Raw genomic sequence first — 20,146 nt, 5'->3', positions numbered from 1 at the left:
GGTCGCGGGTGATCGCGGGTGTGCGGCGCAAGCGTGTCTCCGACCCTACGCGATCTAGGTCGGGCGGGCGCCGGACGGGGTCGGGGCAGGTTGTTAGTGTGGCGGCCATGTCGACGCCGCCTGCACCCCCGCCGCCGGGGGAGGACCCGGGGACGCTCGGGCCGTTCCGCCTCACCGCGCGGCTGTCGGAGTCCGCCGCCGGGACCGTGTTCGTCGGGGTGGACGCCGAGGGCCGCCGCGCGGCGGTGGCGGTGCTGAACAGCGGGGCCGCGGGGGACGCGGCGGCGCGGGACCGGTTCCGGTCGGCGATCCTGGCGGCGCTGCCGGGCGGTCCGGGTTCGGGCGGGCCCGACGCGGCGCCGGTGGTGGCGGCGCAGCCGGAGGGTCCGGCGCCGTGGGTGGCGACGGAGTTCGATCCCGAGCGGGCGGGTGCGGAGCGGTTCCTGCGGCCGGTGCTGCTGGACGGGGTGTTCGAGGAGGGGGTGCGGCACGGGCCTCGGTTCCGTCCGCACTGGGAGGGGTCGCGGCCGGTGCTGGACCGGCCCGCGCCGCCGCCGGTCGTTTCGGCGCCCGCGTCGGGGCGGCCGCCGGAGCGGGGGCTGGTCGCGGCGGTGCTGACGCTCGTCGGGATTCTGGTGGTGCTGGGGGTGCTGCTGGTGGTGCTGTTCGCGTGCCAGCCGGAGACGTCGCCGCCGCCGCGGCAGCCTCCGGAGCCGACGATGACGCAGCCGCAACCGCAGCAGCCGTCGCCGTCGCAGACGCCGATGTCCCCGTCCCCGTCGCCTTCCACGACGGGGACGGTGCCGCCCGGCGACGGCGGGCCCCTCTAGCGTCTAGCGCGCCGGTTCGGCGAGCAGGGCGCGGGCGGCGCGGCCGACGCGGGTGACGCCGTCGGCGGCGGCGCGGGCCCGCGAACCCCAGCCGAGGAACCCGTGGTCCAGGCCGTCCCCGGCCACCAGGTCCACCGCGACGCCGGCGGCGCGCAGCCGCGCCGCGTACGCCTCGGCCTGGGGGCGCAGCCGGTCGTGCTCGGCGGTCGCGACCACGGCGGGCGGCAGGACGGACGGGTCGGGGACCAGCAGCGGCGACGCCCGCGGATCGGCGGGGTCGGCGCCGCCCAGGTACAGGTCCAGGACGCGGTCCAGGTCCGAGGGCGGGAACGGCAGCCCGTCCGGGTCGGGCGGGGCGGGCGGGACGGACCGCAGATCCAGCGCGGGGTACACCAGCACCTGGCCGGCGGGGGCGGGGCCTTCGCCGGTCGCGAGCCGGTACGCCGCCGCCGCGGCGATCTGCGCGCCCGCGCTGTCCCCGCCGATTCCCGTGCGCGCCGCGAGCTTCGACGCGGCCGTGAACGCGGCGACGGCGTCGTCGACCGCCGCCGGGTACCGGTGCTCGGGGGGCCGCCGGTACTCCACCGACAGCACCGCCAGCCCGCAGGCCGCCGCCAGCGCCCGCACCACCGGATCGTAGGATTCGACGTCGCCGAGGACCCAGCCGCCGCCGTGGAACCACACCAGCAGCGCGTCGGTCCCGCCCGGCTCGTACAGGCGGGCCGGGACACCGCCGACCGTCACGTCCCGGACCCGCCGCACCGGGACGCGGGGGAGACCCGCCAGTTCCGCCGCATGCACGGCCCGCGCCGCCGCGAGTCCCCGCAGGCCCTCGCGCCGCACCCGCGCGCCATGCTCCGCCGACTGTTGCAGGAACTCCCGCAGGAACGCCAGGTACTCCCGGTCCCTCACGACGCCCCGCCCACACAGCCCAGCACGAAACCCGTCACCGCGCGATGCCACACCCCCGGACGCCGCAGCATCGCATGACCCTCACCCGGCACCGGCACGTACACCGCACCCACCCCCGCCGCGCGCGCCCGCCGCACGAACGCCCGCGACGCCGCCGGGGGAGTCGTCCCGTCCTCCTCGCCGTGCAGCACCAGCACCCGCCGCCCCGCGAGCTGCTCCACCGGCTCACCGCGCGGCACCCACGGCGCCAGCGCCGCGACCCCCACCACCGCCGGATCGCCCGCGACGCGCAGCGCCGTGCGCCCGCCCATCGAATGCCCGACGAGCACGACGGGGGTGCCGGGGCCGCACGCGGCGCGGACGCGGTCCAGCGCCCAGCGGGCGTCGGGGACGGGGGAGGCGTCGTCGCCGTTCCAGCCCCGCATCCGGTATCCCAGCGTCCACACCGCCAGGCCCCGGCGGCGTCCCGCGCGTTCCAGCTCCCACCCGAACGGGACCATCCGCAGCGGCGCGGGCTGCCGCGGGTGGGTCGGTTCGCGGCCGTGCTCGCGGCCGCCGTGGAGCAGGAGCGCGACGGCGCGGGGTCGGGCGGGGCCGCGTGCCGACAGGCGCGGCAGGGGAGTGTCCGGCATGTCGGCACCCTACTCGGACCGTCCCGCGCGGCGGGGATCGGTGAATCCTGACGGTGGGCGATGGTCCGGTCACGTAGCGCGCGGTTTCCCTTTCCGGCTCGGCAAGCTCTGTGTCATCATTGCGTCACCCAGCGTCATTTTCTTGGAAAGGATGACCCATGCGCCTGAACCGCATCACCGCGGTCGCCGCCGCCGCCCTGTCGGCCGCTCTCTCGACCGCGCTCGTGGCCGCGCCCGCCCGCGCCGACGCCCAGCCGCTGCCCGGCCGGTACCTCATCGGCGCCGAGCACGGCGGCTGCCTGCGCAACGGCGGCGGCTTCAACGAGAAGACCTTCGTCGGGCCGTGCGACACCACCTGGGCGCTGACCCGCGAGCACCGCGGCTACAGCATCCGCCACGAGGGCACCGACCACTGCCTCGGCGTCGCGCTGGAGCGGATCTACCCGCCGCGCACCGCGACCCTGCCGTGCGGGCACGCCGGCACGGGCGAGTGGCACTTCGTCGAGCGCGGCCCGCACCTGGAGCTGATCCTCGGCGACGACGCGCTCACCGAGGCCGAGCGGGGCGCGCCGACCCTCCTGCTGCCCGCGGGCCGGGCGCAGGGACAGCACTGGTACCTGCGCCGCGTCTGACGGCGTCCCGGATTCTTCTGCGGCCCCGTGGCCCGGCACCGCGCCGGGTGCGGGGCCGATCGCATGCCCGGAGAGGGGGTTCGCCGCCGCCCGCGTGGATCTGCCGCGGGGGGGCACCCCCGATCCGATCTACTTAACATAATGTGCATTATCGAGCGTTCGCGGGAGGGGTTGGAGAGGGGCCGTCCGGCCTGGTCGGCGGCGTCTGAGCGGCGTCTCGGCGTTCCCGGCGGTGCGGCGCGTCAGGTGAGCGCCGGGGCGAGCGACGCCGCCGCGATCCGGCGGACCTCGGCGTCGCCGGGACGGTCGTCGCGGCCCGCGTACAGCAGATGCGCCGCGCCGACGAGCGTCAGCGCGAGCACGTCCACGTCGGTGTCCGCGGCGATCCGGCCCGCGTCGCGTTCCGCCGCCAGGTATCCGGCGATCACCTCGGCGGCCTCGGCGAGCACCGGGACGCCGAACGGCCGCGCCGCGCGCAGCCGCGCCCGCAGCCCGTCCCGGGACGCCGTCAGCGCGACGACCGACAGCGCCACCGGCCCGAACACCTCCGCGAGCACCGCCGCGACGTTCCCCGGCACGTCCCCCGCCCCCGCGCGGGCCGCCAGCTCGTCGCCGCGCGCCGCGACCCGCGCGGCGCGGTCGGTGACCAGGTCGGCCAGGAACGCGTCGAAGTCGGTGAAGTGCCGGTGGACGACGCCCTTGGCGACGCCCGCCTCGGCGGCCACGGCGCGGCTGGTCAGCGCGTTCGGGCCGTCGCGCAGCAGGACGCGTTCGGCGGCGGCGAACAACTGCTCGCGGGCGTCCCGCAGCGCGACTCCGGTGGGCATGGCTCTCCCCCTCGACGGACCTCGACGGACCCGTGCGGGTCACCGAGGGTGGGCGGACGCCCACTCTACCCGGAACCACGATCCCCGCCCCCGCCGGGACATACACCCCAGACATGGACAAATATGTCGAAACCAGACAGAAGCCATATTCTGTTCGGTCCGGTCAGGAAACCGAGAAACACGTCTTGACCTGCGGAAACGTCCGCCGGTGCGGGCTCGGTGCGGCCGCCGGACGCCCGCCTCCCCGACCGCCCCGGCCCCGGCGGCGGCCGCGACGGACGCCCCCGCGCGGCCACCGCTCCCCCTGGCCCGGCACGGGAAACCGTGCCGTCCGCTCCCCCGGTTCCGGGAAAAATCGGTGCGGGTTGCGGCGTTTCCGGTCGGTTGCGTCCCCCGAGCGGGTACCTTTTCCGGATACGAAAGCGCGCCGCGCGGCGGCGCCCCCGGAAACCGGTACGTGATGAGTGATCGAATGGCTGCGACGACCCTGCATCCCGCCCCGACGTGGGTGGACACCTTCCTCGCCGACCTCGCCGAGCACGGCTACGTAGCCCGTGCCGCCAGGACCGCGGGGGTGAGCTGCACCGTCGTAGCCCGCCACGGCCGCCGCGACCCGGGGTTCGCCGAGGCGCTGCACGCCGCGCAGGACCACGCGCCGCAGAGCCCCGCCCGCGAGTTCGTGTTCCCCTGACCGGAACGCCCCGGACTCCAACATCCCGGACTCCCCGGAGGCCCCCCGCCGCGACCGCGGCCGGGGGCCTCCGCCGTTCCGCCGTGGACTGTCGGTGGCGGCCGGTAGGTTCTGCGGCGTGCGTCCTCCCCGAGTCCACCGCCTCACGGTCGCCGACGCGGCCGACCGCTACGCCGACATGGTCCGCGCGAAGGCCGCGACGGGCGCGCTCGCACCCGGCACCGCCGAGGTGTACGTGCGGGACGTGCTGACGTTCGCGGCGCTGGCGGGCGCCGAACGCGTCCTGGACGACCTGGACGGCGCCGACGTCGACGGGGTCCTGGTGCGGTTCGCCCGCAAACCCGACGGCCGCCGCGCGGGCGGCCCCGCCCACACCGGCACCGGCGCCCGTACCGGTGCCCGGGCGGGTGTGCAGAGCGCGGCGTCGCAGGCGCGGTTCCGGCGGTCGGTGTCGGCGTTCTTCCGGTACGCGGCGACGGCCGGGTGGGTGCAGCTCGACCCGATGGCGTCGGTGACGCTGCGGCCCCGGGAGCGCGGCGGGCTGCGCGCGGAGCGGCGGGCGCTGACCGCCGAGCAGGCGGGCGGGCTGCTGGACGCCGCGCGGGAGCTGGCGGCCGCCGCGCCGCGCGGCCGCGCGGACCAGCGGACGCAGTTGCGGGACGGGCTGATCGTGCTGCTGCTGGTGTCGGTGGGGCCGCGGGTGTCGGAGCTGACGCGCGCGAACGTGGAGGACTTCTTCGTCAACGCCGGGGTGCGGTACTGGCGGATCTTCGGCAAGGGCGGGCGGACGCGGGACGTGCCGCTGCCGGGCGCGGTCGCCGAGGTGCTGGACGCGTATCTGGCGTCGGGGCGGCGGGAGCTGGACCGGGGTGTGGAGGGCAAGGCGCTGCTGCTGTCGTGGCGGGGCCGGCGGCTGGCGCGCGGGGACGTGCAGGGCGTCATCGACCGGGTGCTGGAGCGGGTCGAGCCGGGCCGGCGGCGCGGTGTGACGCCGCACGGGCTGCGGCACACCACCGCGACGCACCTGCTGGCGGCGGCGACGGACATGGACGCCGTGCGGCGCGTGCTGGGCCACGCGGACCTGTCGACGCTCGGCCGGTACCGCGACGAGCTCCCCGGCGAGCTGGAGGCCGCGATGCGCGTCCACCCGCTGCTGACGGGCCGCCGCACCGGGAACGGCGGCACGCGCGACTGACCCCCCGCGCCGCGCCGCCGCGTTGTCGGGGCGCCGCGCACCGTGCCGTGCTGGGTCGTGGCGCTGGGCTGGTCGTGCGCTGGGGTGTCGGGCCGTGTTGGGCTGCGCGGTGCTGTGCTGGGCTGGGCTGGGCCATGCGGTCGAGCCCAGCCCGGCGTGGCCGTGCCGCGTCGTTTGGGTGCGTCGGGACGTGCCGGGTGCATCTCGCGGGCGGGGTCCGGGGGTGGTGGTGTGGGTTGTGGCGGGTTGGGGGTTTGTGGCCGTCCGGGCGGGTCGGACGTGACATTCTCGACGGATCGGTGAACGTTGGTGGAACGTTCGCGGTCCGTCCGGTGTCGAAGGGGCCGGGCGGGTCGTTGGTGAGTGTGTGAGGGAGAACATGCGAGCGCCTGAGTTCAGCGCCGACTGGTACCGCGCGGTGACGGAGTTCGCGCACGGGACGCCGGGGTGGGTGCAGAAGGCCGCCGACGTGGGGACCAACGCGGGGCTGCTGCTGTTCGCGGTGCTGTTCGTGGCGGGCTGGTGGCGGGCCCGCCGGGACGAGGAGCGGGCGATGGCGCTGGCGCTGCTGGCGCCGTGCGCGGTGTTCGGGGCGTACCTGGTGAGCGAGGTGTCCAAGTCCTATCTGCGGGAGCCGCGGCCGTGCCGGACGGTGCCGGGGGCGCTGCACATCGCGGCGTGCCCGCCGCCGTCGGACTGGTCGTTCCCGAGCAACCACGCGACGATCGCGGCGGCGTCGGCGGCGGCGATCGTGGTGGCGTGGCGGGCGATGGCGCCGCTGGTGCTGCCGCTGGCGGCGCTGATGGCGTTCTCGCGGGTGTTCGTGGGCGTCCACTACCCGCATGACGTCGCGGCCGGGTTCCTGGTGGGCTGCGCGGTGGCGACGCTGCTGGCGCTGCTGCTGGTGAAGGTGGTCGCGCCGCTGGTGGTGCGGGTGCGGGCGTGGCCGGTCGGCGCGGTGCTGCTGGGCGCCGCGCCGGGCGCGGCGGCGTCGCTCGCCGCGCCCGCCGGGACGCCCGCCGCGGCGGGGCGCGCACCGGTCGGCACGCCGGTGGGCACGCCGGTGGGTGGGGTGTCGCCGCTGGACGATCCCGCGCCGACGCTCCCGGACGTGCTGGGCGCGGACGTCCTGCGCGCCCCGGGCCGGCACCGCCGCCCCGAATAGGCGTCACCGGGCGGCAGTGGCGGCCCCGCGAGCGCGGGCCGTCGCGCGTCGTCGCGGCGTCGGCCCCGGGCACTCCCCCGGCCGCGGCTCAGCCTCAGCCTCAGCCTCGGTCCCGGGGCGGTCAGCGGCGGGCGGCGCAGGTGAGGCAGTGGCGGGTCTCGGGGCGGGCGGTGAGGCGTCCGGCGGGGATGGGGGCGCCGCAGGCGGTGCAGGTGCCGTAGTGTCCGGCGTCCAGGCGGGCGAGGGCGGCGTCGAGTTCGTCGAGGCGGTCCAGGGCGGCGGTCAGGAGCGCGTCGACGTGGGCGCGTTCGTAGCCGACGGTGGCGCCTTCGGGGTCGTGCTCGTCGTCGACGGCGACGAGCGCGGCGGCGCTGACGATGCCGTCGCGGTCGCGGCGCAGCGCGGTGATGCGGTCGCGGCGTTCGGTGAGCGCGTCACGCACCGTAGAAGAACCCATACAGCAACAAACCGGTCGGAATGTCGCGGGCATTCCCGGCGGGGTCAGACCTCGCCGTAGCGGGTCGCGCCGCGTTCCAGGGCGGCGCGGCCGGCGGTGGCGGCGGCCGCGCGGGCGCGGACGTCCTCGACGTCGTCGTCGGGGACGGTGAGGGTGATGCGGACGGCGTCGGGGTCGTAGCGGACGGCGTCGGGCGCGGTGCCGCGGGCGTGCAGGCCGGTGAGCAGGCGGGCGGCGTCGGCGTGCCCGGCGGTGAGGGTGAGGGCGGTTAGGGGCCGCAGTTCGACGGCGCCGACGAGGTCGAGGGTCTCGGTGACGGCGCGGGCGTAGGCGCGGGCGAGTCCGGCGGCGCCGAGTTTGGCGCCGCCGAAGTAGCGGGTGACGACGGCGGCGGTGCGGGTGAGGTCGCGGCGCAGCAGGACCTCCAGCATGGGGGTTCCGGCGGTTCCGGCGGGTTCGCCGTCGTCGTTGCTCTTGGCGGTCTCGCCGCGGTCGCCGACGACGTAGGCGGTGCAGTTGTGGGTGGCGTCGCGGTGGGCGCGGCGGTGCGCGGTGAGGAACGCGACGGCGGCGGTCTCGTCGTCGGCGCGGGCCAGGGTACACACGAACCGGGACCTGCGGATCTCGACGGTGTGGGTGCCGGGCCGGCGGATGGTGCGCATGACGGCCTCGAGTCTAGGTAAAGGGGGCGGGTGCAGGGCGGGTGGGGTTGCGCGGGGAGGCATGCCACACTTCTGTGCGTGAGCGACCACGGCCCGCCCGGTAACCGGTTGACGCGCGAGGACATCGTCGACGCGGCGTTGGACATCGTGACGCGCGAGGGGAGCACGGCGCTGTCGATGCGGCGGGTCGCGACCGCCGTCGGGAGCGCGCCGATGAGCATCTACCGGCACGTGCGGGGGAAAGACGAGCTGCTGACCCTGCTGATGGACCGGGTGTTCGGCGGCCTGCCGCGTCCCGCGCTGCCCGCCGCGCCGCGCGACCGGGTGGTGGCGCTGCTGCTGTGGCAGCACGGGGAGCTGGCGCGGCGGCCGTGGGTGACGGAGGTGCTGAGCCGCAGCGATTCGGCGGCGCCCGCGCTGCTGTGGCTGCTGGAGGACCTGTACGCGGCGTGGACGGCGTGCGGGCTGACGCTGCCGGAGGCGGCGCGGGCGCACCGGATCGCGTGGGTGTTCAGCTTCGGGGACCTGGTGCAGCGCGTCTACCCCAGCTACACGGGCAAGCGGCCGGAGGTGACCGGGGACGTCGACCCCGCCGAGCATCCCACCCTGGACGCGCTCGGGGACGCCTGGAACCCGCACGGGCGCCACGAGCACTTCGCGGCGGACCTCACCGCTCTGGTGGACGCGCTGCTGCGCCGGGGAACGGCCAGGGGTTGATCCGGCACCCGTACAGCGACTTGGTCTGCTGCACCATCACCGGGGCGCGCCTACCGGCGCCGGGGCACGTCTGGTGGCCGTGGCCGAGGGCGTGCCCGACCTCGTGGTTGATGACGTACTCGCGGTAGGTGGCCAGGTCCCGCCCGTAGGTGGGGGCGCCCTCGCCCCAGCGGCGGGCGTTGATGACCGACCGCAGGCCCGCCCGGCAGGAGAGCTGCCCGCCGGTGACCAGCGGCGCGCACAGCCGGTCGGTGAACGACGGGCTGGCCAGCGACACCCGGAACCGCACCGGGCCGTGGTCGACGCGCACGAACCGCATCCGGCCGCCCGCGCCCCAGCTCCGCGGGTCGTTGAGGACGCGGTGGACGTCGGCGGCGAACGCGGCCGCCGGGAACGGCAGGCCCCGCTCGACGTCGACCGCGTACCGGACCACCGGGCCGCCGGCGCCCGGGCGGGCGGGCGCGGTGCCCGGCGCCGTCGCGAACCGGCCGCCCGCCGACACCGGGACCGCCACCCGCGTCGGCTGGCGGCGGCCGTTCACCACCGTCCCGGGCGGCGCCGCGCGCCGCGACGCCGAACCCCTCCGCGGCGTCTTCGACGTCGTGGAAGGGTCGGTGGACGGTTCGGCGGACGCGGCGGTGGCGGGGCGGGCGTGCGCGGGACCGGGTGCGTCGCCGGGCCGCAGCGCCAGCGCCGCCGCCGTCCCCCCGGCCGCGAGCACCGCCACCGCGCCGACCGCCGCCCACACCCGGCCCGGACCGCCGCCGGGCGCCCTGCGGGGGCGTCCCGCCGCGCGCCCGCCCGGCCGCGCTCTCCGCGACGCCGGCCCGGCGTCCGACTTCGGGTCCTGTCCCGGGTCCGGAGCCGCGCCGAGGTCCGCGTTCACGCCAGCGTTCGAGGCGGCGTCCGTGCCCGCGTCCGGCCGCGCGTCGGGGTGGGCGGTGGGGTGGGCGTCGGGCAGGGTGGTGCGCGACGGGTGCGGTCGCGGTGCGGGTCGCGGGTCGCGCATGGCGGGCTCCGGGAGCCACGCCGGCGGCCGCGGGTGCCGGCGTGGGGCGGTCGGGACGGCGGGTCGCCGGGCCGGTGAACGGCCCGCGCCCCCGCCCGTTCCGGCCCCGATGATCTGATTGGCGATCATTGACGATCATTGGTGATCGTCGTCAGGGTATCGACGGGCGCGGGCGGACGAACCGGCGGGGTTCCCCCGGACCCGGGAACCCCTCCCCTACCGGACATCCCGCGCCCCCGGAACGAGCACGGGCGGGCGCGGGCGGGCGGCGGGTCAGTCGTTGGCGCGTTCCAGCAGGGACGGGTCGTCGATCGCGGCGGTGACGTCGGCGATGGACGCCAGCACCGCCGTGGGCCGGAACGGGAACCGCTCGACCTCGCCGCGCGCGGTGACGCCGGTGAGGACCAGCACGGTGCGCATCCCGGCCTCCAGGCCGGCGACGACGTCGGTGTCCATGCGGTCGCCGATCATGACGGTGGACTCGCTGTGGCCGCCGACGCGGTTGAGGGCGGTGCGCATCATGAGCGGGTTGGGTTTGCCGACGAAGTAGGGTTCGACGCCGGTCGCGCGGGTGATCATCGCGGCGACCGAGCCGGTGGCGGGCAGGGAGCCCTCGGCGGACGGGCCGATCGGGTCGGGGTTGGTCGCGACGAACCGGGCCCCGGCCTCGATGAGGCGGACGGCCTGGGTGATCTGGGAGAAGCTGTAGGTGCGGGTCTCGCCGAGGACGACGTAGTCGGGGCGCAGGTCGGTCAGGACGTATCCGGCCTCGTGCAGGGCGGTGGTGAGGCCGGCCTCGCCGATGACGTACGCCGATCCGCCGGGCCGCTGGTCGGACAGGAACGACGCGGTGGCCAGCGCGGAGGTGAAGATCGCGTCGGCGGGGACGGGGAGGCCGGCGGCGGCCAGCCGCGCCGACAGGTCCCGGCGGGTGTAGATGGAGTTGTTGGTCAGGACCAGGAACGGCCGCCCCGACGCCTGGAGCGCGCCGAGGAACTCGGCGGCGCCGGGGATCGGGTGTCCCTCGTGGACGAGTACGCCGTCCATGTCCGACAGCCATGCGTGGATGGGGGCGCCTTCGTTCATGTCCTCATTGTCGCAGGTCGTGCCCGGGCGTCCGCGACGCGCCCGTGGGGGTGGGCGGGGGTCCGCCGCCGGGGCGGGGCGGCGCGGCGGCGGACCCGGGGGCGTCAGATGTTGACGCCGAAGTCGGACGCGATGCCCGCCAGGCCCGAGGCGTAGCCCTGCCCGACGGCGCGGAACTTCCACTCGGCGCCGTTGCGGTACAGCTCGCCGAACACCATCGCGGTCTCGGTGGAGGCGTCCTCGCTGAGGTCGTAGCGGGCGATCTCGGCGCCGTCGGCCTGGTTGACGACGCGGATGAACGCGTTGCGGACCTGCCCGAAGCTCTGCTGGCGGGCGTCGGCGTCGTAGATCGACACCGGGAACACGATCGTGGCGACCTCGGCGGGGACGCCCGCGAGGTTCACCTTGATCTGCTCGTCGTCGCCCTCGCCCTCGCCGGTGAGGTTGTCGCCGGTGTGCTGGACGGACCCGTCGGGGCTGGCCAGGTTGTTGAAGAACACGAAGTGCGCGTCGGACGCGACCTTGCGGTCCGCCGCGCACAGCAGGGCGGAGGCGTCCAGGTCGAAGTCCGCGCCGGTCGTGGACCGCACGTCCCAGCCCAGGCCCACCACGACCGCGGTGAGCCCGGGGGCCTCCTTGGTCAGCGACACGTTGCCGCCCTTGCTCAGGCTGACGCCCACTTGCCACCTCCGTTGCCCGGCGCGCGGACGACGGTCGTCCGGGCGCGGTATCGAGCGCTGTAACGAGCAACGGAGTCCCCCGCCTGCGGGTTCCCTACTCCCCCGCGCCGGTGATGAAGTCGGCGGGCGCGGTGAGGGCGGCGGGGAGGTCGAGGGCGGCGGTGAGGGCGTCGGCGTCGGCGGGGGTGAGGGCGTCGGTGACGGCGCGGCGCGCCTCCCACACCCGGTCGAGCAGGCCGGGGCCGGCGGCTCCCTCGTTGAGCAGGACGCCGGCGCGGTCCTCGATCCAGTCCAGCGCGAACAGCCGCATCAGGGGGCGCAGGCGGGGCGGGCCGGTCTCCGCCGCGTCGGCGGCGATCCGCAGGACGGCGCGGTCGGCGTGGGCGGTCGCGGCGCGCGTCGCCAGCGCCAGTTCGCCGTTCCAGGCGGTGAAGGGGTCGGCGCCGGCGCGGGCCGCGGCGGCGGTGCGGGCGGTGAGGCGTTCGGCGAGGGCCCGTTCGGCGCGGGCGGCCAGGTGCAGCCAGGTGGCGGGGTCGCGGACGTCACCGCCCGCGGGTCCGGGGTCGGGCGGGGTGTAGCGGTCGCCGGCGGCCATCGCGCGGGCGGTGTCGAACAGGATGAGGTCGTTGTCGCCGCCCGCGCTGCGGTAGGCGTGGGCCAGGCCCCGGTAGGCGTTGAGGCGGTCGGTGGCGGTGAAGCCGGGGGCGCCGCTGTGCAGGCGGCAGCGGTCCACGGCGGTCTCGGCGCGGACGGTCGCGGCGGTCTTCAGCAGCGGCAGGTCCCGGTCCACCGCCGACCACGGCGCCCACGCCGCCCCACCGTCCCCCCCACCGTCCGGTGGGGCGGGCTGCGCGGGGCCTTCGGCGGTGGTGCGGCGGGACTTGGCGTGCGCGGCGACGGCCGTCAGCGCGTACGCCGACGCCAGCGCCGACCACACCGCCTCGCCCTGGTTGCGGTAGTCGGTCAGGGGCCGCTGCGGGGCCAGGCGGCCGAGGGTGACGCGGCCCGCCGAGTGCGCGGCCAGCAGGCCCGCGGACGCGCGGGTGACCGCCGCGCACGCCGACACCGCCGCCCGCCACACCGCCGGGCCGATCGCCATCGACCGCGTCAGGCGGGCCGCCGCGCCGCCCAGCGGATCGTGGAACGCCCCGTCGGCCGACAGTGACGCGCCGTCGCTCAGCCACGCCCCGAACGGGACGCGCAGGCCGTCGAGGCGGACGGCCGCGTAGTCGACGTTCAGGCCGCTGCTGTCGGGGGCGTCGATGATCCGGACGCCCGCCGGGACCGTTCCGTCGGCGGCGCGCAGCGGGACCACGAACACGAACACGCCGTGCTCGGCGCCGCCGTGGACGAGGGTGGCGTAGACGGCGGCGGTCTTGGCGACGCCGGGGTGGGCGGTGTTGGTGGGGAACTTCGCGGCGCGCGCGTCGGGGCTGGTGAGGACGAACTCGCGGGTCGCGGGGTCGTAGCGGGCGGTGGTGCGGGGCGACAGGTGGCTGTTGCTGCGGCCGACCTCGGTCATCAGCAGCGTCCCGCAGTCCTCGAACGACTCCAGGCGCGCCCGCGCCGCCGCCAGCGCCTGCGGCACGTCGGGTCCGGCGGGGGCGAAGCGCAGGATGGGGGCCAGGGCGAGGGTGTAGTGCAGCAGCAGGACGTGGAACAGCGCGGGGTCGGCGATCGCGGCGCGTTCCAGGAGCCCGCACAGCGCCGCTGGGTCGTCGAGGAGGCCGGCGGCGGGCGGCGCGGCGCGGCCCGCCGCCGCCATCCGCCGGTAGGTCAGGGCCTGGCGGCGGCGGGCGGTGAGGCCGGACGGCAGGACGTGCGCGCCCGGCGGCACCGCCGCGTCCAGGCGGGTGCGCAGCGCGGCGTCCAGCGGCCCGTGGACGAACGCCGCCAGCTCCCCCGCGTCGTCCGGGGCGTCGTCCGGGGCGTCGCCGGGGGCGCGGGTCGCGGGGGCCGGGGTGGGGGTGTCGGGCATGCGCCGCTCCAGTCACGGGAGGAACACGGGGATCGGGGGTGTCAGGGGGTGTCAGGGGGTGGGGCGGGGGCGGGTCATGGGCGCGAAGGTGCGGGCGCCGGGCACCGACAGCCGCGCCGCGTGGCACAGCGCGTCGCCCGGTCCGGCCTGGACGAACACCGTCGCGCCCGCGCGGCGGGCGGCGCGCAGGATCTCCGGGAGGCGCAGGGGCCGCACGATGCAGTCGGCCAGGGCGCGGTGCGGGTCGTCGGCGGGGGTGTAGGCGCGGCCGCGGACCGGGGACAGGACGGGCAGTTCGGCGGGGCGGGCGGGGATCGCGCGGATGAGGTCGTACCATTCGGCGTCCGCGCCGGCCATCGCGGGATGGTGCGACAGGTAGGGGACGGCGAGGCGGACGGCGCGGCGTCCGGCGTCGCGGGCGGCGGCCAGGGCGGTGTCCAGGGGGCCGTCGGGTCCGGCGACGACGGTGAGGGCGGGCGCGGTCGTGCAGGCCACGACGACCGAGGGGTCGGCGGCGCGGCGCAGCAGCGCGCGGGTGTCGGCCTCGGGCGCGGCGATCAGGCCCAGGCCGCCGCCCGCGCCGCGCCGCGTCAGGACCTGCACCAGGGACACGGCCATGCGGGCGCCGTCGGTGATCGTGAAGACCCCGGCGCTGACCATCGCGGCGATCTCCCCGAAGCTCTGCCCGACGGCGAACGCGGGGGCGACGCCGCCGGCGCGCAGGACCCGGTCGGCGGCGACGGCGCACGCGTAGTCCGCCGCCTGCGCGACGCCGGGGCGGGTCGCGGCGGCCGGGTAGGCGGCGGGGTCGTCCAGCAGGACGGTCCGCAGGTCCGGCCATCCGGGGGGCAGGCCCTCGGTGACGGCGTCCAGGACGTCGGCGACGATCCGCGTCGCGGGCCCGGCCGCGCCCTCGGGCGCGGCGGTGCGGGCGGGCTGGCCGGAAGCGGCCAGCCCGGTCAGATCGGGGGTTCCGCCCGCCCCCGTGCCGGGGAAGAGGAAGGCGCAGGCGTCGTCGGGTCTCAGATCGGGGCCGGGGCGGTGCGCCACGGTGGAAGCGACGGACACGGCGGTCTCCTTACCTCAAGGGAAGACTCACTTTGCTTCGTGGATAAGCGACGCTCAAGGCCAAGAGATAGAACAAAAGTTACAAACGGGATTATCTCGTCCAGGGATGGTCCTGACAACCACCCCGACCGTGACACGGCCCTATCCGGCCGCGCGCGGTGCCGCGACGACGGCTCCGGCGCGCCCCCGCGCGCCCGGCGCGAGAGGCGACCGATGACCCCACCACCCGCCCGGCACCCCTACGCCGTCCACGGCACCGGCGCCTACCTCCCCGACCGCCGCGTCACCAGCGCCGAACTCGCCCGCGACCTCGGCCTGGACCCCGCCTGGATCGCCGAGCGCACCGGCATCCGCGCCCGCCACACCGCCGCCCCCGGCCAGGCCGCCTCCGACCTGGCCGCCCGCGCCGCCCGCGCCGCCCTGGACGACGCCGGACTCGACGTCGCCGACATCGGCCTCATCGTCGTCGGGACCTCCACCCCCGACGAGCTCGGCCCCTCCACCGCCTGCCGCGTCCAGGCGCTGCTGGGCGCCCGCGGCGCCGCCGCGTTCGACGTCGCCGCCGCCTGCACCGGCTTCGTGTACGGGCTGCAGGCCGCCGTGGGATGGCTGGCCACCCAGCGCGGCGCGCCGCCCCGCGCCCTGGTCGTCGGCGTCGAGGTGTACTCCCGGTTCCTGGACCCCCGCGACCGCGCCACCGCCGTGCTGTTCGGCGACGGCGCCGCCGCCGCCGTCCTCGGCCCCGCCGACCCCCCGCACGGCATCGTGTCCCTCGTCCTCGGCTCCGACGGGACCCGCGCCGACGACGTCCTCATCCCCGCCGGGGGCAGCCGCGCCCCCGCCAGCGCCAGGACCCTGGACGCCCGCGGCCACACCATCCACATGGACGGCCGCGCCGTCCGCGACTTCATCACCGGAACGTTCCCGCGGCTGGTCACCGCCGCGATCACCGGCGCCGGGATCGCCCCCGGCGAGCTGGACCTGGTCGTCCCCCACCAGCCCAACCCGCGCCTCACCGCCACCCTCGGGCCCGCCGCGGGCCTGGACCCCGACCGCATCGCCATCGTCGGCCACGACGTCGGCAACATCGGCGCCGCCAGCCTCCCCTACGCCCTGCACCGCGCCCTGACCGCCCGCGCCGTCCCCGCCGGGGGCCTGGTCCTGCTCGCCGGGTTCGGCGCGGGCCTCACCTGGGGCCACGCCCTGCTGCGCTGGCCCCCGCCCCGCACCTGACCCCGGCGCCGTCCCGCCGTCCCGCGCGGGCGGCGGGACGGCCCTGCTACATTTTCCTACTGAAACGGTCGATTTGAAAGGGTTAGTCGTGGCGCTGCGCTTCCACTGGTTCCTGCCCACCACCGGCGACGGCCGCGACGTCCGCACCGCCATCACCGACCGCGGCGTCGGCCGCGCCGCCGGACGGCCCGCCACCCCCCGCTACCTCGCCCAGGTCGCCCGCGCCGCCGAGGACGCCGGGTTCGAGGCCGTCCTGACCCCCGTCGGCGCGGGCTGCCCCGACCCCTGGATCGTCTGCTCGGCGCTGCTGACCGCCACCGACCGGCTGAAGGCCCTGGTCGCGTTCCGGCCCGGGTTCGCGCTGCCGACCCTGGTCGCCCAGCAGGCCCAGACGTTCCAGGAGATGTCCGGCGGGCGGCTGGCGCTCAACGCCGTCACCGGCGGCGACCCCGCCGAGCAGCGCGCCTACGGCGACCCCCTCGGCCACGACGCCCGCTACGACCGCACCGAGGAGTTCCTGGACGTCCTGGCCCGCTGCTACACCGGCGCCCCCTTCGACCACCGCGGAACCCACTACCAGGTCGAGGGCGGCGGGCTGGCCCGGCCCCTGCCCGACCCGCCGCGCCTCTACTTCGGCGGCGCCTCGCCCGCCGCCGAACGCGTCGCCGCGCGCCACGCCGACACCGTCCTGATGTGGGGCGAGCCCCCGCACGCCCTCGCGCCCCGCGTCGAACGGCTCCGCGCCGCCGCCGCCCGCCACGGCCGCGCCCCGGCGTTCGGGGTGCGGCTGCACGTCATCGCCCGCGACACCGCCGACGCCGCGTGGGCCGAGGCCGAACGGCTCCTGGCGGGCATGGACCCCGCCCGCGTCGCCGACGTCCAGGACCGGCTCGCGCGCTACGACTCGGTCGGGCAGGCGCGCATGACCGCCCTGCACGGCGGGACGCACGACGGCACCGCCCGGTCGCTGGAGATCGCGCCCGGCCTGTGGGCGGGCGCCGGACTCGTCCGCGAAGGGGCCGCGACCGCGCTCGTCGGCTCCCACGCCGACGTCGCCGAACTCCTGCGCGGCTACGCCGACATCGGCGCCACCGAGTTCGTCCTGTCCGGCTGGCCCCACCTTGAAGAGGCCTACCGGGTCGGGGAGGGCGTCCTGCCCCTCCTCACCCGCCGACCCGGCCCGCGACCCGGCCCGCAGCGCGGCGGGGAACTCGCGGCCGCGCGGTAGGGAGTCACTCGGGCAGGTCGCCGCCGCGGCGGATCCACACCCGCAGCAGCAGCATCAGCTCCAGCCGGATCTCGGGGTCCTCGATGTCGAAGCCCAGCAGGTCGTGCAACTGCCCCAGCCGGTACCGGACGGTCTGCGGATGCACGTGCAGCGCCGCCGCCGCGCCCGTCGCGTTGAACCCGTTCTTCAGGCACTCCAGCAGCGTCACCGCCAGCCGCACCCCGTGCCGCGACCGCGTCCGCGTCAGCGGCTCCAGCCGCCGCGCCGCCACGATCTCCGTCAGCCGCCCGCCCTCCTCCAGCAGCAGGTCCGCGACATGGTCCTCCGCCCGCACCAGCCGCCCCCGCGACCGGCCGCCGCCCTCACCACGGCCCTCCGCGCGGCCCTCCGCGGTCTCGGGGGCGTCGGGGAGGTCCAGGGCGCGGCGCGCCCAGTGCAGCGACACCCGCGCCTCGCCGGGCGGGACCGCCGGGCCGACCGCGCCCGTCCAGCCCGCCAGCATCCCCGCCAGCCGCTCGGCCTGCCGCGGCCCGTCCGGATCGGGCACCACCAGGCACGGCCGGCCCCCGTCCAGCCCCGCCAGCACCTCCGGCGGCAGCCCCGAGGGGCCCTCCCCGCCGCTGCCCGGCCGCGGCCGCAGCACCACCGCCGCCAGCCGCTGCGGCAGCGCCCACCCCGCCATCGCCGCCTGCTCGGCCACCACCCCGTCCGGCACCGGCGTCTCCGACAGCAGCAGCCCCATCAGCCGGTGCCGCCGCTGCTCCCGCTCGCCCGCCGCCTTCTCCCGCGCCCGCCGGTACCCCGACGCCGCCGCCGACGACAACTCGTCCAGATACGCGAAGTTCGCCTCCGCCATCACGCTCAGCAGCGACAGCGGCCGCCCCATCCGCTGGTACTCCGCCGCCAGGTACCGCCACGCCGTCCGCGACGCGATCCGCATCGCGTTCTGCAGGTGCTCCAGGCTCCGCCCCTCCACCGCCTCCCCGTAGCCGACGTCGAAGTACACCTGGTACACCTCCTTCCACGACGTCCCCGGGTCCTCGATCAACCGGACCAGGTGCTCCATCGCGAACGCGACCGCCGCCTCCACCACCTGCCGGTACACCGGATCGCCCGGCCGCGCGTACTCGGGGACCTCCCCCAGCACCCCCGCCACCATCCGCTCCTGCACGGCCGGCAGGTGCTCGCGCATCCACACCGCCTCCTGCACCGGCACCGTGCGCCACGGCTGCGCCGCCGTCCCCTCCCGCACGCCCTCCCGCACGCCCTCCCGGGGACCCCGCGCGGCCCCGCGCGCCCCACCGCGCGCCGGACCGGGCGCGCCGTCGCGCGCGTCCCGGCCCCCGTCCACCGAAGCGTCGTCGTACACCAGCGTCACCGCGAACACCTCCACCCGGCCGCGTCACGAGAACCGGGTCTACGACGGTAGGTTTCTCCCGCCGACGACAACACTCACCCCGCGTACGCGCCGGGGCCCCGCACTTGTCACCTGACTGACAACAGCATCGCCCGGCCCCTTCCCCCGCACCACGTTTCAGGACATTCCACACGAACAACCCGCCCGGGAGCCGTGCCCGGTCCACCGTCGCCGGGCCCGGGGATCAGGCGAGGGAGCCCGACAGCTCCTCCACCGCGCGGTCCACGTCGTCCTCGCCGGTGCTCAGATGGAACGAGCAGCGCAGCAGGCCCGCCCGCTCCGCCGCGACGACCCCGCGTCCGGCCAGGCGCGCCGCCGTGCCCTCCCGCACCCGCAGCGACACGATCGCCGCGTCCCCCGGCGGCAGACCCAGCCCCGCCCGGAACCGGTTCGCCAACCCCACGTCGTGCGCGTGGACCGCCGCCACGCCCACCCGCTCCAGCAGCCGCAGCGCCGGAACCTGCCCGACCCACGCCTGCCACGCCGGGGACAGGTCCAGCCGCCGCGCGTCCGCCGCGAGCCGCATCGGCAGCCCGTACATCGACGACCGCGGGTCCTGCGCCGCGAACCAGCCCGCCGCGATCGGCCCCAACCCCGCCAACGCGTCCGCCGAACCCGTGAAGAAACACGTCCCCCGCGGCCCCATCAGCCACTTGTAGCCCCCGCACACCACGAAATCGCCCAGCGCCGCGTCGAACGGCAGCCACCCCACCGCCTGCGTCGCGTCCAGCAGCACCCGCGCCCCCTGCGCGTCCGCCGCCGCCCGCAGCTCCGCCAGCGGCGCGATCCGCCCGTCACGGGACTGCACCACCGACACCGCCACCAGGTCCGCACCGTCCCCGACCGCCTCCACCAGCCGCGCCGGCGGCGCCTGCCGCACCACCAGATCCGCGCGCGCCGCGAACGGGAACAGCAGCGACGCGAAATCGCCCTCCGCCACCAGCACCCGCGCCCCCCGCGGCAGCGACGCCGCCACCACCCCCGCGAAATACGACGCCTGCGGGCCCACCGCCACCCGCTCCACCGCCGCCCCGCACAGCCGCGCGAACGACGCCCGCGCCACCGGCACCGCCGCCTCCGCGTCCGCCGTCGACATCAGCCCCGCCGCGCGGTCCCGCTCCGCCGCCAGCACCGCCTCGTGCGCCGCGCGCGGCGGCAGCCCGTACGTCGCGGTGTTCAGATACGCCACGCGCGGCGCGAACTGCGCGCGCGCCTCCGCCACCGTCAGCGCCGTCAGCGCCGTCAGCGCGGTCGGCGGGGTCGGCGGGGTGTCCTCGGTGTCGGTCATGCTCCGATCATCGCCGACGCCGCACCGCGCCGCGCCGCCCGCCCGGGCCGGCCACGTCCGAGGCCACGTTCACGGCCACGTTCACGGCCAGGGTGAGGGTCAGGTGGCGTCGTGTTCGGCGGCGAGCTGGTCGACGCGCTCGGCCAGGTCGAAGTCCTTCGCCGTCAACCCGCCCGCGTCGTGCGTGGACAGCGCGAACGTCACCGACCGGTACCGGATGTCGATGTCGGGATGGTGCCCGGCGTTCTCCGCCGCCCGCGCCACCTCGTCGACCAGCGCGACCGCCGTGGGGAACGACGGGGCCGTCACCGTCCGGCGGATCACCCCGCCCGACCGCTCCCACCCCGCGAGCTCCGTCAGCCGCGCCGCGATCACCGCGTCCCCCAGCAGCTCAGCCATGACACCCCTCCCGTGCGTCTACCCCCGTGATCGTCGGGGG

21 protein-coding genes are annotated in these 20,146 nt (G+C 77.1%); 8 read left to right on the top strand and 13 right to left on the bottom strand.

Going from position 1 to position 20,146, the window contains the following annotated elements; genetic code table 11:
* Positions 1 to 107: 107 nt before the first annotated feature.
* Positions 108 to 830: a hypothetical protein gene (locus G339_RS0122325; protein WP_033323990.1), complete on the top strand. Its 723-nt coding sequence runs from the start codon at positions 108 to 110 to the stop codon at positions 828 to 830.
* Between the two features lie 3 nt (positions 831 to 833).
* Here G339_RS0122325 and G339_RS34870 read toward each other — a convergent pair whose 3' ends face one another.
* Both G339_RS34870 and G339_RS0122315 read right to left on the bottom strand, forming a co-directional pair.
* Positions 834 to 1,742 carry an alpha/beta hydrolase gene (locus G339_RS34870; protein ID WP_019633288.1) on the bottom strand — a complete coding sequence of 303 codons (909 nt, stop codon included), beginning with the start codon at positions 1,740 to 1,742 and terminating at the stop codon, positions 834 to 836.
* Positions 1,739 to 2,374, bottom strand: a complete 636-nt coding sequence (locus G339_RS0122315) for an alpha/beta hydrolase (protein ID WP_019633287.1) — start codon at positions 2,372 to 2,374, stop codon at positions 1,739 to 1,741. Before G339_RS0122315 ends, G339_RS34870 begins: the two co-directional genes overlap by 4 nt.
* 158 nt (positions 2,375 to 2,532) lie before the next feature.
* Here G339_RS0122315 and G339_RS0122310 point away from each other — a divergent pair, with 158 nt between their 5' ends.
* Positions 2,533 to 3,006, top strand: coding sequence for a hypothetical protein (locus tag G339_RS0122310; RefSeq protein ID WP_019633286.1), 474 nt, complete (start codon positions 2,533 to 2,535; stop codon positions 3,004 to 3,006).
* A gap of 242 nt (positions 3,007 to 3,248) precedes the next feature.
* Here the strand turns inward: G339_RS0122310 and G339_RS0122305 are convergent, their stop codons facing one another.
* Positions 3,249 to 3,833, bottom strand: coding sequence for a TetR/AcrR family transcriptional regulator (locus G339_RS0122305; protein WP_019633285.1), 585 nt, complete (start codon positions 3,831 to 3,833; stop codon positions 3,249 to 3,251).
* Positions 3,834 to 4,305: 472 nt separating this feature from the next.
* On the opposite strand from G339_RS0122305, the gene G339_RS0122300 reads away from it, so the two are divergent.
* The 3 genes from G339_RS0122300 (at position 4,306) to G339_RS34865 (ending at position 6,884) form a co-directional block, all read left to right on the top strand.
* On the top strand, positions 4,306 to 4,524 hold the full coding sequence (locus G339_RS0122300) for a hypothetical protein (protein WP_019633284.1): 219 nt from the start codon (positions 4,306 to 4,308) through the stop codon (positions 4,522 to 4,524).
* Positions 4,525 to 4,642: 118 nt separating this feature from the next.
* Positions 4,643 to 5,719, top strand: a complete 1,077-nt coding sequence (locus tag G339_RS0122295) for a tyrosine-type recombinase/integrase (protein WP_019633283.1) — start codon at positions 4,643 to 4,645, stop codon at positions 5,717 to 5,719.
* A gap of 379 nt (positions 5,720 to 6,098) precedes the next feature.
* The gene (locus tag G339_RS34865; RefSeq protein WP_019633282.1) at positions 6,099 to 6,884 is read left to right on the top strand and encodes a phosphatase PAP2 family protein; all 786 of its coding nucleotides are present in this window, start codon (positions 6,099 to 6,101) and stop codon (positions 6,882 to 6,884) included.
* Positions 6,885 to 7,005: 121 nt separating this feature from the next.
* Here G339_RS34865 and G339_RS0122285 read toward each other — a convergent pair whose 3' ends face one another.
* Entirely contained in the window at positions 7,006 to 7,326 is a 321-nt protein-coding gene (locus G339_RS0122285) for a TraR/DksA family transcriptional regulator (protein WP_019633281.1), read from the bottom strand.
* Positions 7,327 to 7,385: 59 nt separating this feature from the next.
* Positions 7,386 to 8,003, bottom strand: coding sequence for an IMPACT family protein (locus G339_RS0122280; protein WP_019633280.1), 618 nt, complete (start codon positions 8,001 to 8,003; stop codon positions 7,386 to 7,388).
* 78 nt (positions 8,004 to 8,081) lie between these two features.
* On the opposite strand from G339_RS0122280, the gene G339_RS0122275 reads away from it, so the two are divergent.
* Positions 8,082 to 8,720, top strand: a complete 639-nt coding sequence (locus G339_RS0122275; protein WP_019633279.1) for a TetR/AcrR family transcriptional regulator — start codon at positions 8,082 to 8,084, stop codon at positions 8,718 to 8,720.
* On the opposite strand, the gene G339_RS38090 is transcribed toward G339_RS0122275, so the two are convergent.
* The 5 genes from G339_RS38090 to G339_RS0122250 form a co-directional block, all read right to left on the bottom strand.
* Positions 8,671 to 9,729 (bottom strand): DUF3152 domain-containing protein, encoded by a 1,059-nt coding sequence (locus tag G339_RS38090; RefSeq protein WP_084693375.1) that lies wholly within the window; start codon positions 9,727 to 9,729, stop codon positions 8,671 to 8,673. The two genes, G339_RS0122275 and G339_RS38090, sit on opposite strands and share 50 nt — an antisense overlap.
* Positions 9,730 to 10,002: 273 nt before the next feature.
* The gene (locus tag G339_RS0122265) at positions 10,003 to 10,815 is read right to left on the bottom strand and encodes an HAD-IIA family hydrolase (RefSeq protein WP_019633276.1); all 813 of its coding nucleotides are present in this window, start codon (positions 10,813 to 10,815) and stop codon (positions 10,003 to 10,005) included.
* Between the two features lie 104 nt (positions 10,816 to 10,919).
* Positions 10,920 to 11,495 (bottom strand): TerD family protein, encoded by a 576-nt coding sequence (locus G339_RS0122260; protein WP_019633275.1) that lies wholly within the window; start codon positions 11,493 to 11,495, stop codon positions 10,920 to 10,922.
* 94 nt (positions 11,496 to 11,589) lie between these two features.
* Positions 11,590 to 13,473, bottom strand: coding sequence for an acyl-CoA dehydrogenase (locus tag G339_RS0122255; protein ID WP_019633274.1), 1,884 nt, complete (start codon positions 13,471 to 13,473; stop codon positions 11,590 to 11,592).
* 51 nt (positions 13,474 to 13,524) lie between these two features.
* Positions 13,525 to 14,541, bottom strand: coding sequence for an acyltransferase domain-containing protein (locus tag G339_RS0122250; protein WP_019633273.1), 1,017 nt, complete (start codon positions 14,539 to 14,541; stop codon positions 13,525 to 13,527).
* A 213-nt stretch (positions 14,542 to 14,754) separates the two neighbouring features.
* Between G339_RS0122250 and G339_RS0122245 the strand changes: the two genes are divergently transcribed.
* The gene (locus G339_RS0122245; protein WP_019633272.1) at positions 14,755 to 15,774 is read left to right on the top strand and encodes a 3-oxoacyl-ACP synthase III family protein; all 1,020 of its coding nucleotides are present in this window, start codon (positions 14,755 to 14,757) and stop codon (positions 15,772 to 15,774) included.
* A gap of 88 nt (positions 15,775 to 15,862) precedes the next feature.
* On the top strand, positions 15,863 to 17,002 hold the full coding sequence (locus G339_RS0122240; RefSeq protein WP_019633271.1) for an LLM class flavin-dependent oxidoreductase: 1,140 nt from the start codon (positions 15,863 to 15,865) through the stop codon (positions 17,000 to 17,002).
* 4 nt (positions 17,003 to 17,006) lie between these two features.
* On the opposite strand, the gene G339_RS0122235 is transcribed toward G339_RS0122240, so the two are convergent.
* From G339_RS0122235 to G339_RS0122225, 3 genes are all read right to left on the bottom strand, one after another.
* Positions 17,007 to 18,380, bottom strand: coding sequence for a PucR family transcriptional regulator (locus G339_RS0122235; RefSeq protein ID WP_240489873.1), 1,374 nt, complete (start codon positions 18,378 to 18,380; stop codon positions 17,007 to 17,009).
* A gap of 223 nt (positions 18,381 to 18,603) precedes the next feature.
* On the bottom strand, positions 18,604 to 19,707 hold the full coding sequence (locus G339_RS0122230; protein WP_019633269.1) for an aminotransferase class V-fold PLP-dependent enzyme: 1,104 nt from the start codon (positions 19,705 to 19,707) through the stop codon (positions 18,604 to 18,606).
* Positions 19,708 to 19,806: 99 nt separating this feature from the next.
* Positions 19,807 to 20,106, bottom strand: coding sequence for a 4a-hydroxytetrahydrobiopterin dehydratase (locus G339_RS0122225; protein ID WP_019633268.1), 300 nt, complete (start codon positions 20,104 to 20,106; stop codon positions 19,807 to 19,809).
* Between the last annotated feature and the right edge of the window lie 40 nt (positions 20,107 to 20,146).

The sequence above is a fragment of the Actinomadura atramentaria DSM 43919 genome (genome assembly GCF_000381885.1).
Lineage (GTDB): Bacteria > Actinomycetota > Actinomycetes > Streptosporangiales > Streptosporangiaceae > Spirillospora > Spirillospora atramentaria.
Note: the sequence above shows the minus strand (reverse complement) of the source record. Positions and strands in the feature narration are given on the sequence as shown.

Bases quoted from the DNA above. Each gene is read 5' to 3' on its own strand.
- G339_RS0122280 (WP_019633280.1), bottom strand. From the start codon at position 8,003: ATGCGCACCATCCGCCGGCCCGGCACCCACACCGTCGAGATCCGCAGG.
- G339_RS0122315 (WP_019633287.1), bottom strand. From the start codon at position 2,374: ATGCCGGACACTCCCCTGCCGCGCCTGTCGGCACGCGGCCCCGCCCGA.
- G339_RS38090 (WP_084693375.1), bottom strand. From the start codon at position 9,729: ATGCGCGACCCGCGACCCGCACCGCGACCGCACCCGTCGCGCACCACC.
- G339_RS0122225 (WP_019633268.1), bottom strand. From the start codon at position 20,106: ATGGCTGAGCTGCTGGGGGACGCGGTGATCGCGGCGCGGCTGACGGAG.
- G339_RS0122265 (WP_019633276.1), bottom strand. From the start codon at position 10,815: ATGAACGAAGGCGCCCCCATCCACGCATGGCTGTCGGACATGGACGGC.
- G339_RS0122245 (WP_019633272.1), top strand. From the start codon at position 14,755: ATGACCCCACCACCCGCCCGGCACCCCTACGCCGTCCACGGCACCGGC.
- G339_RS0122230 (WP_019633269.1), bottom strand. From the start codon at position 19,707: ATGACCGACACCGAGGACACCCCGCCGACCCCGCCGACCGCGCTGACG.
- G339_RS0122300 (WP_019633284.1), top strand. From the start codon at position 4,306: ATGGCTGCGACGACCCTGCATCCCGCCCCGACGTGGGTGGACACCTTC.
- G339_RS0122325 (WP_033323990.1), top strand. From the start codon at position 108: ATGTCGACGCCGCCTGCACCCCCGCCGCCGGGGGAGGACCCGGGGACG.
- G339_RS0122310 (WP_019633286.1), top strand. From the start codon at position 2,533: ATGCGCCTGAACCGCATCACCGCGGTCGCCGCCGCCGCCCTGTCGGCC.
- G339_RS34865 (WP_019633282.1), top strand. From the start codon at position 6,099: ATGCGAGCGCCTGAGTTCAGCGCCGACTGGTACCGCGCGGTGACGGAG.
- G339_RS0122305 (WP_019633285.1), bottom strand. From the start codon at position 3,833: ATGCCCACCGGAGTCGCGCTGCGGGACGCCCGCGAGCAGTTGTTCGCC.
- G339_RS0122255 (WP_019633274.1), bottom strand. From the start codon at position 13,473: ATGCCCGACACCCCCACCCCGGCCCCCGCGACCCGCGCCCCCGGCGAC.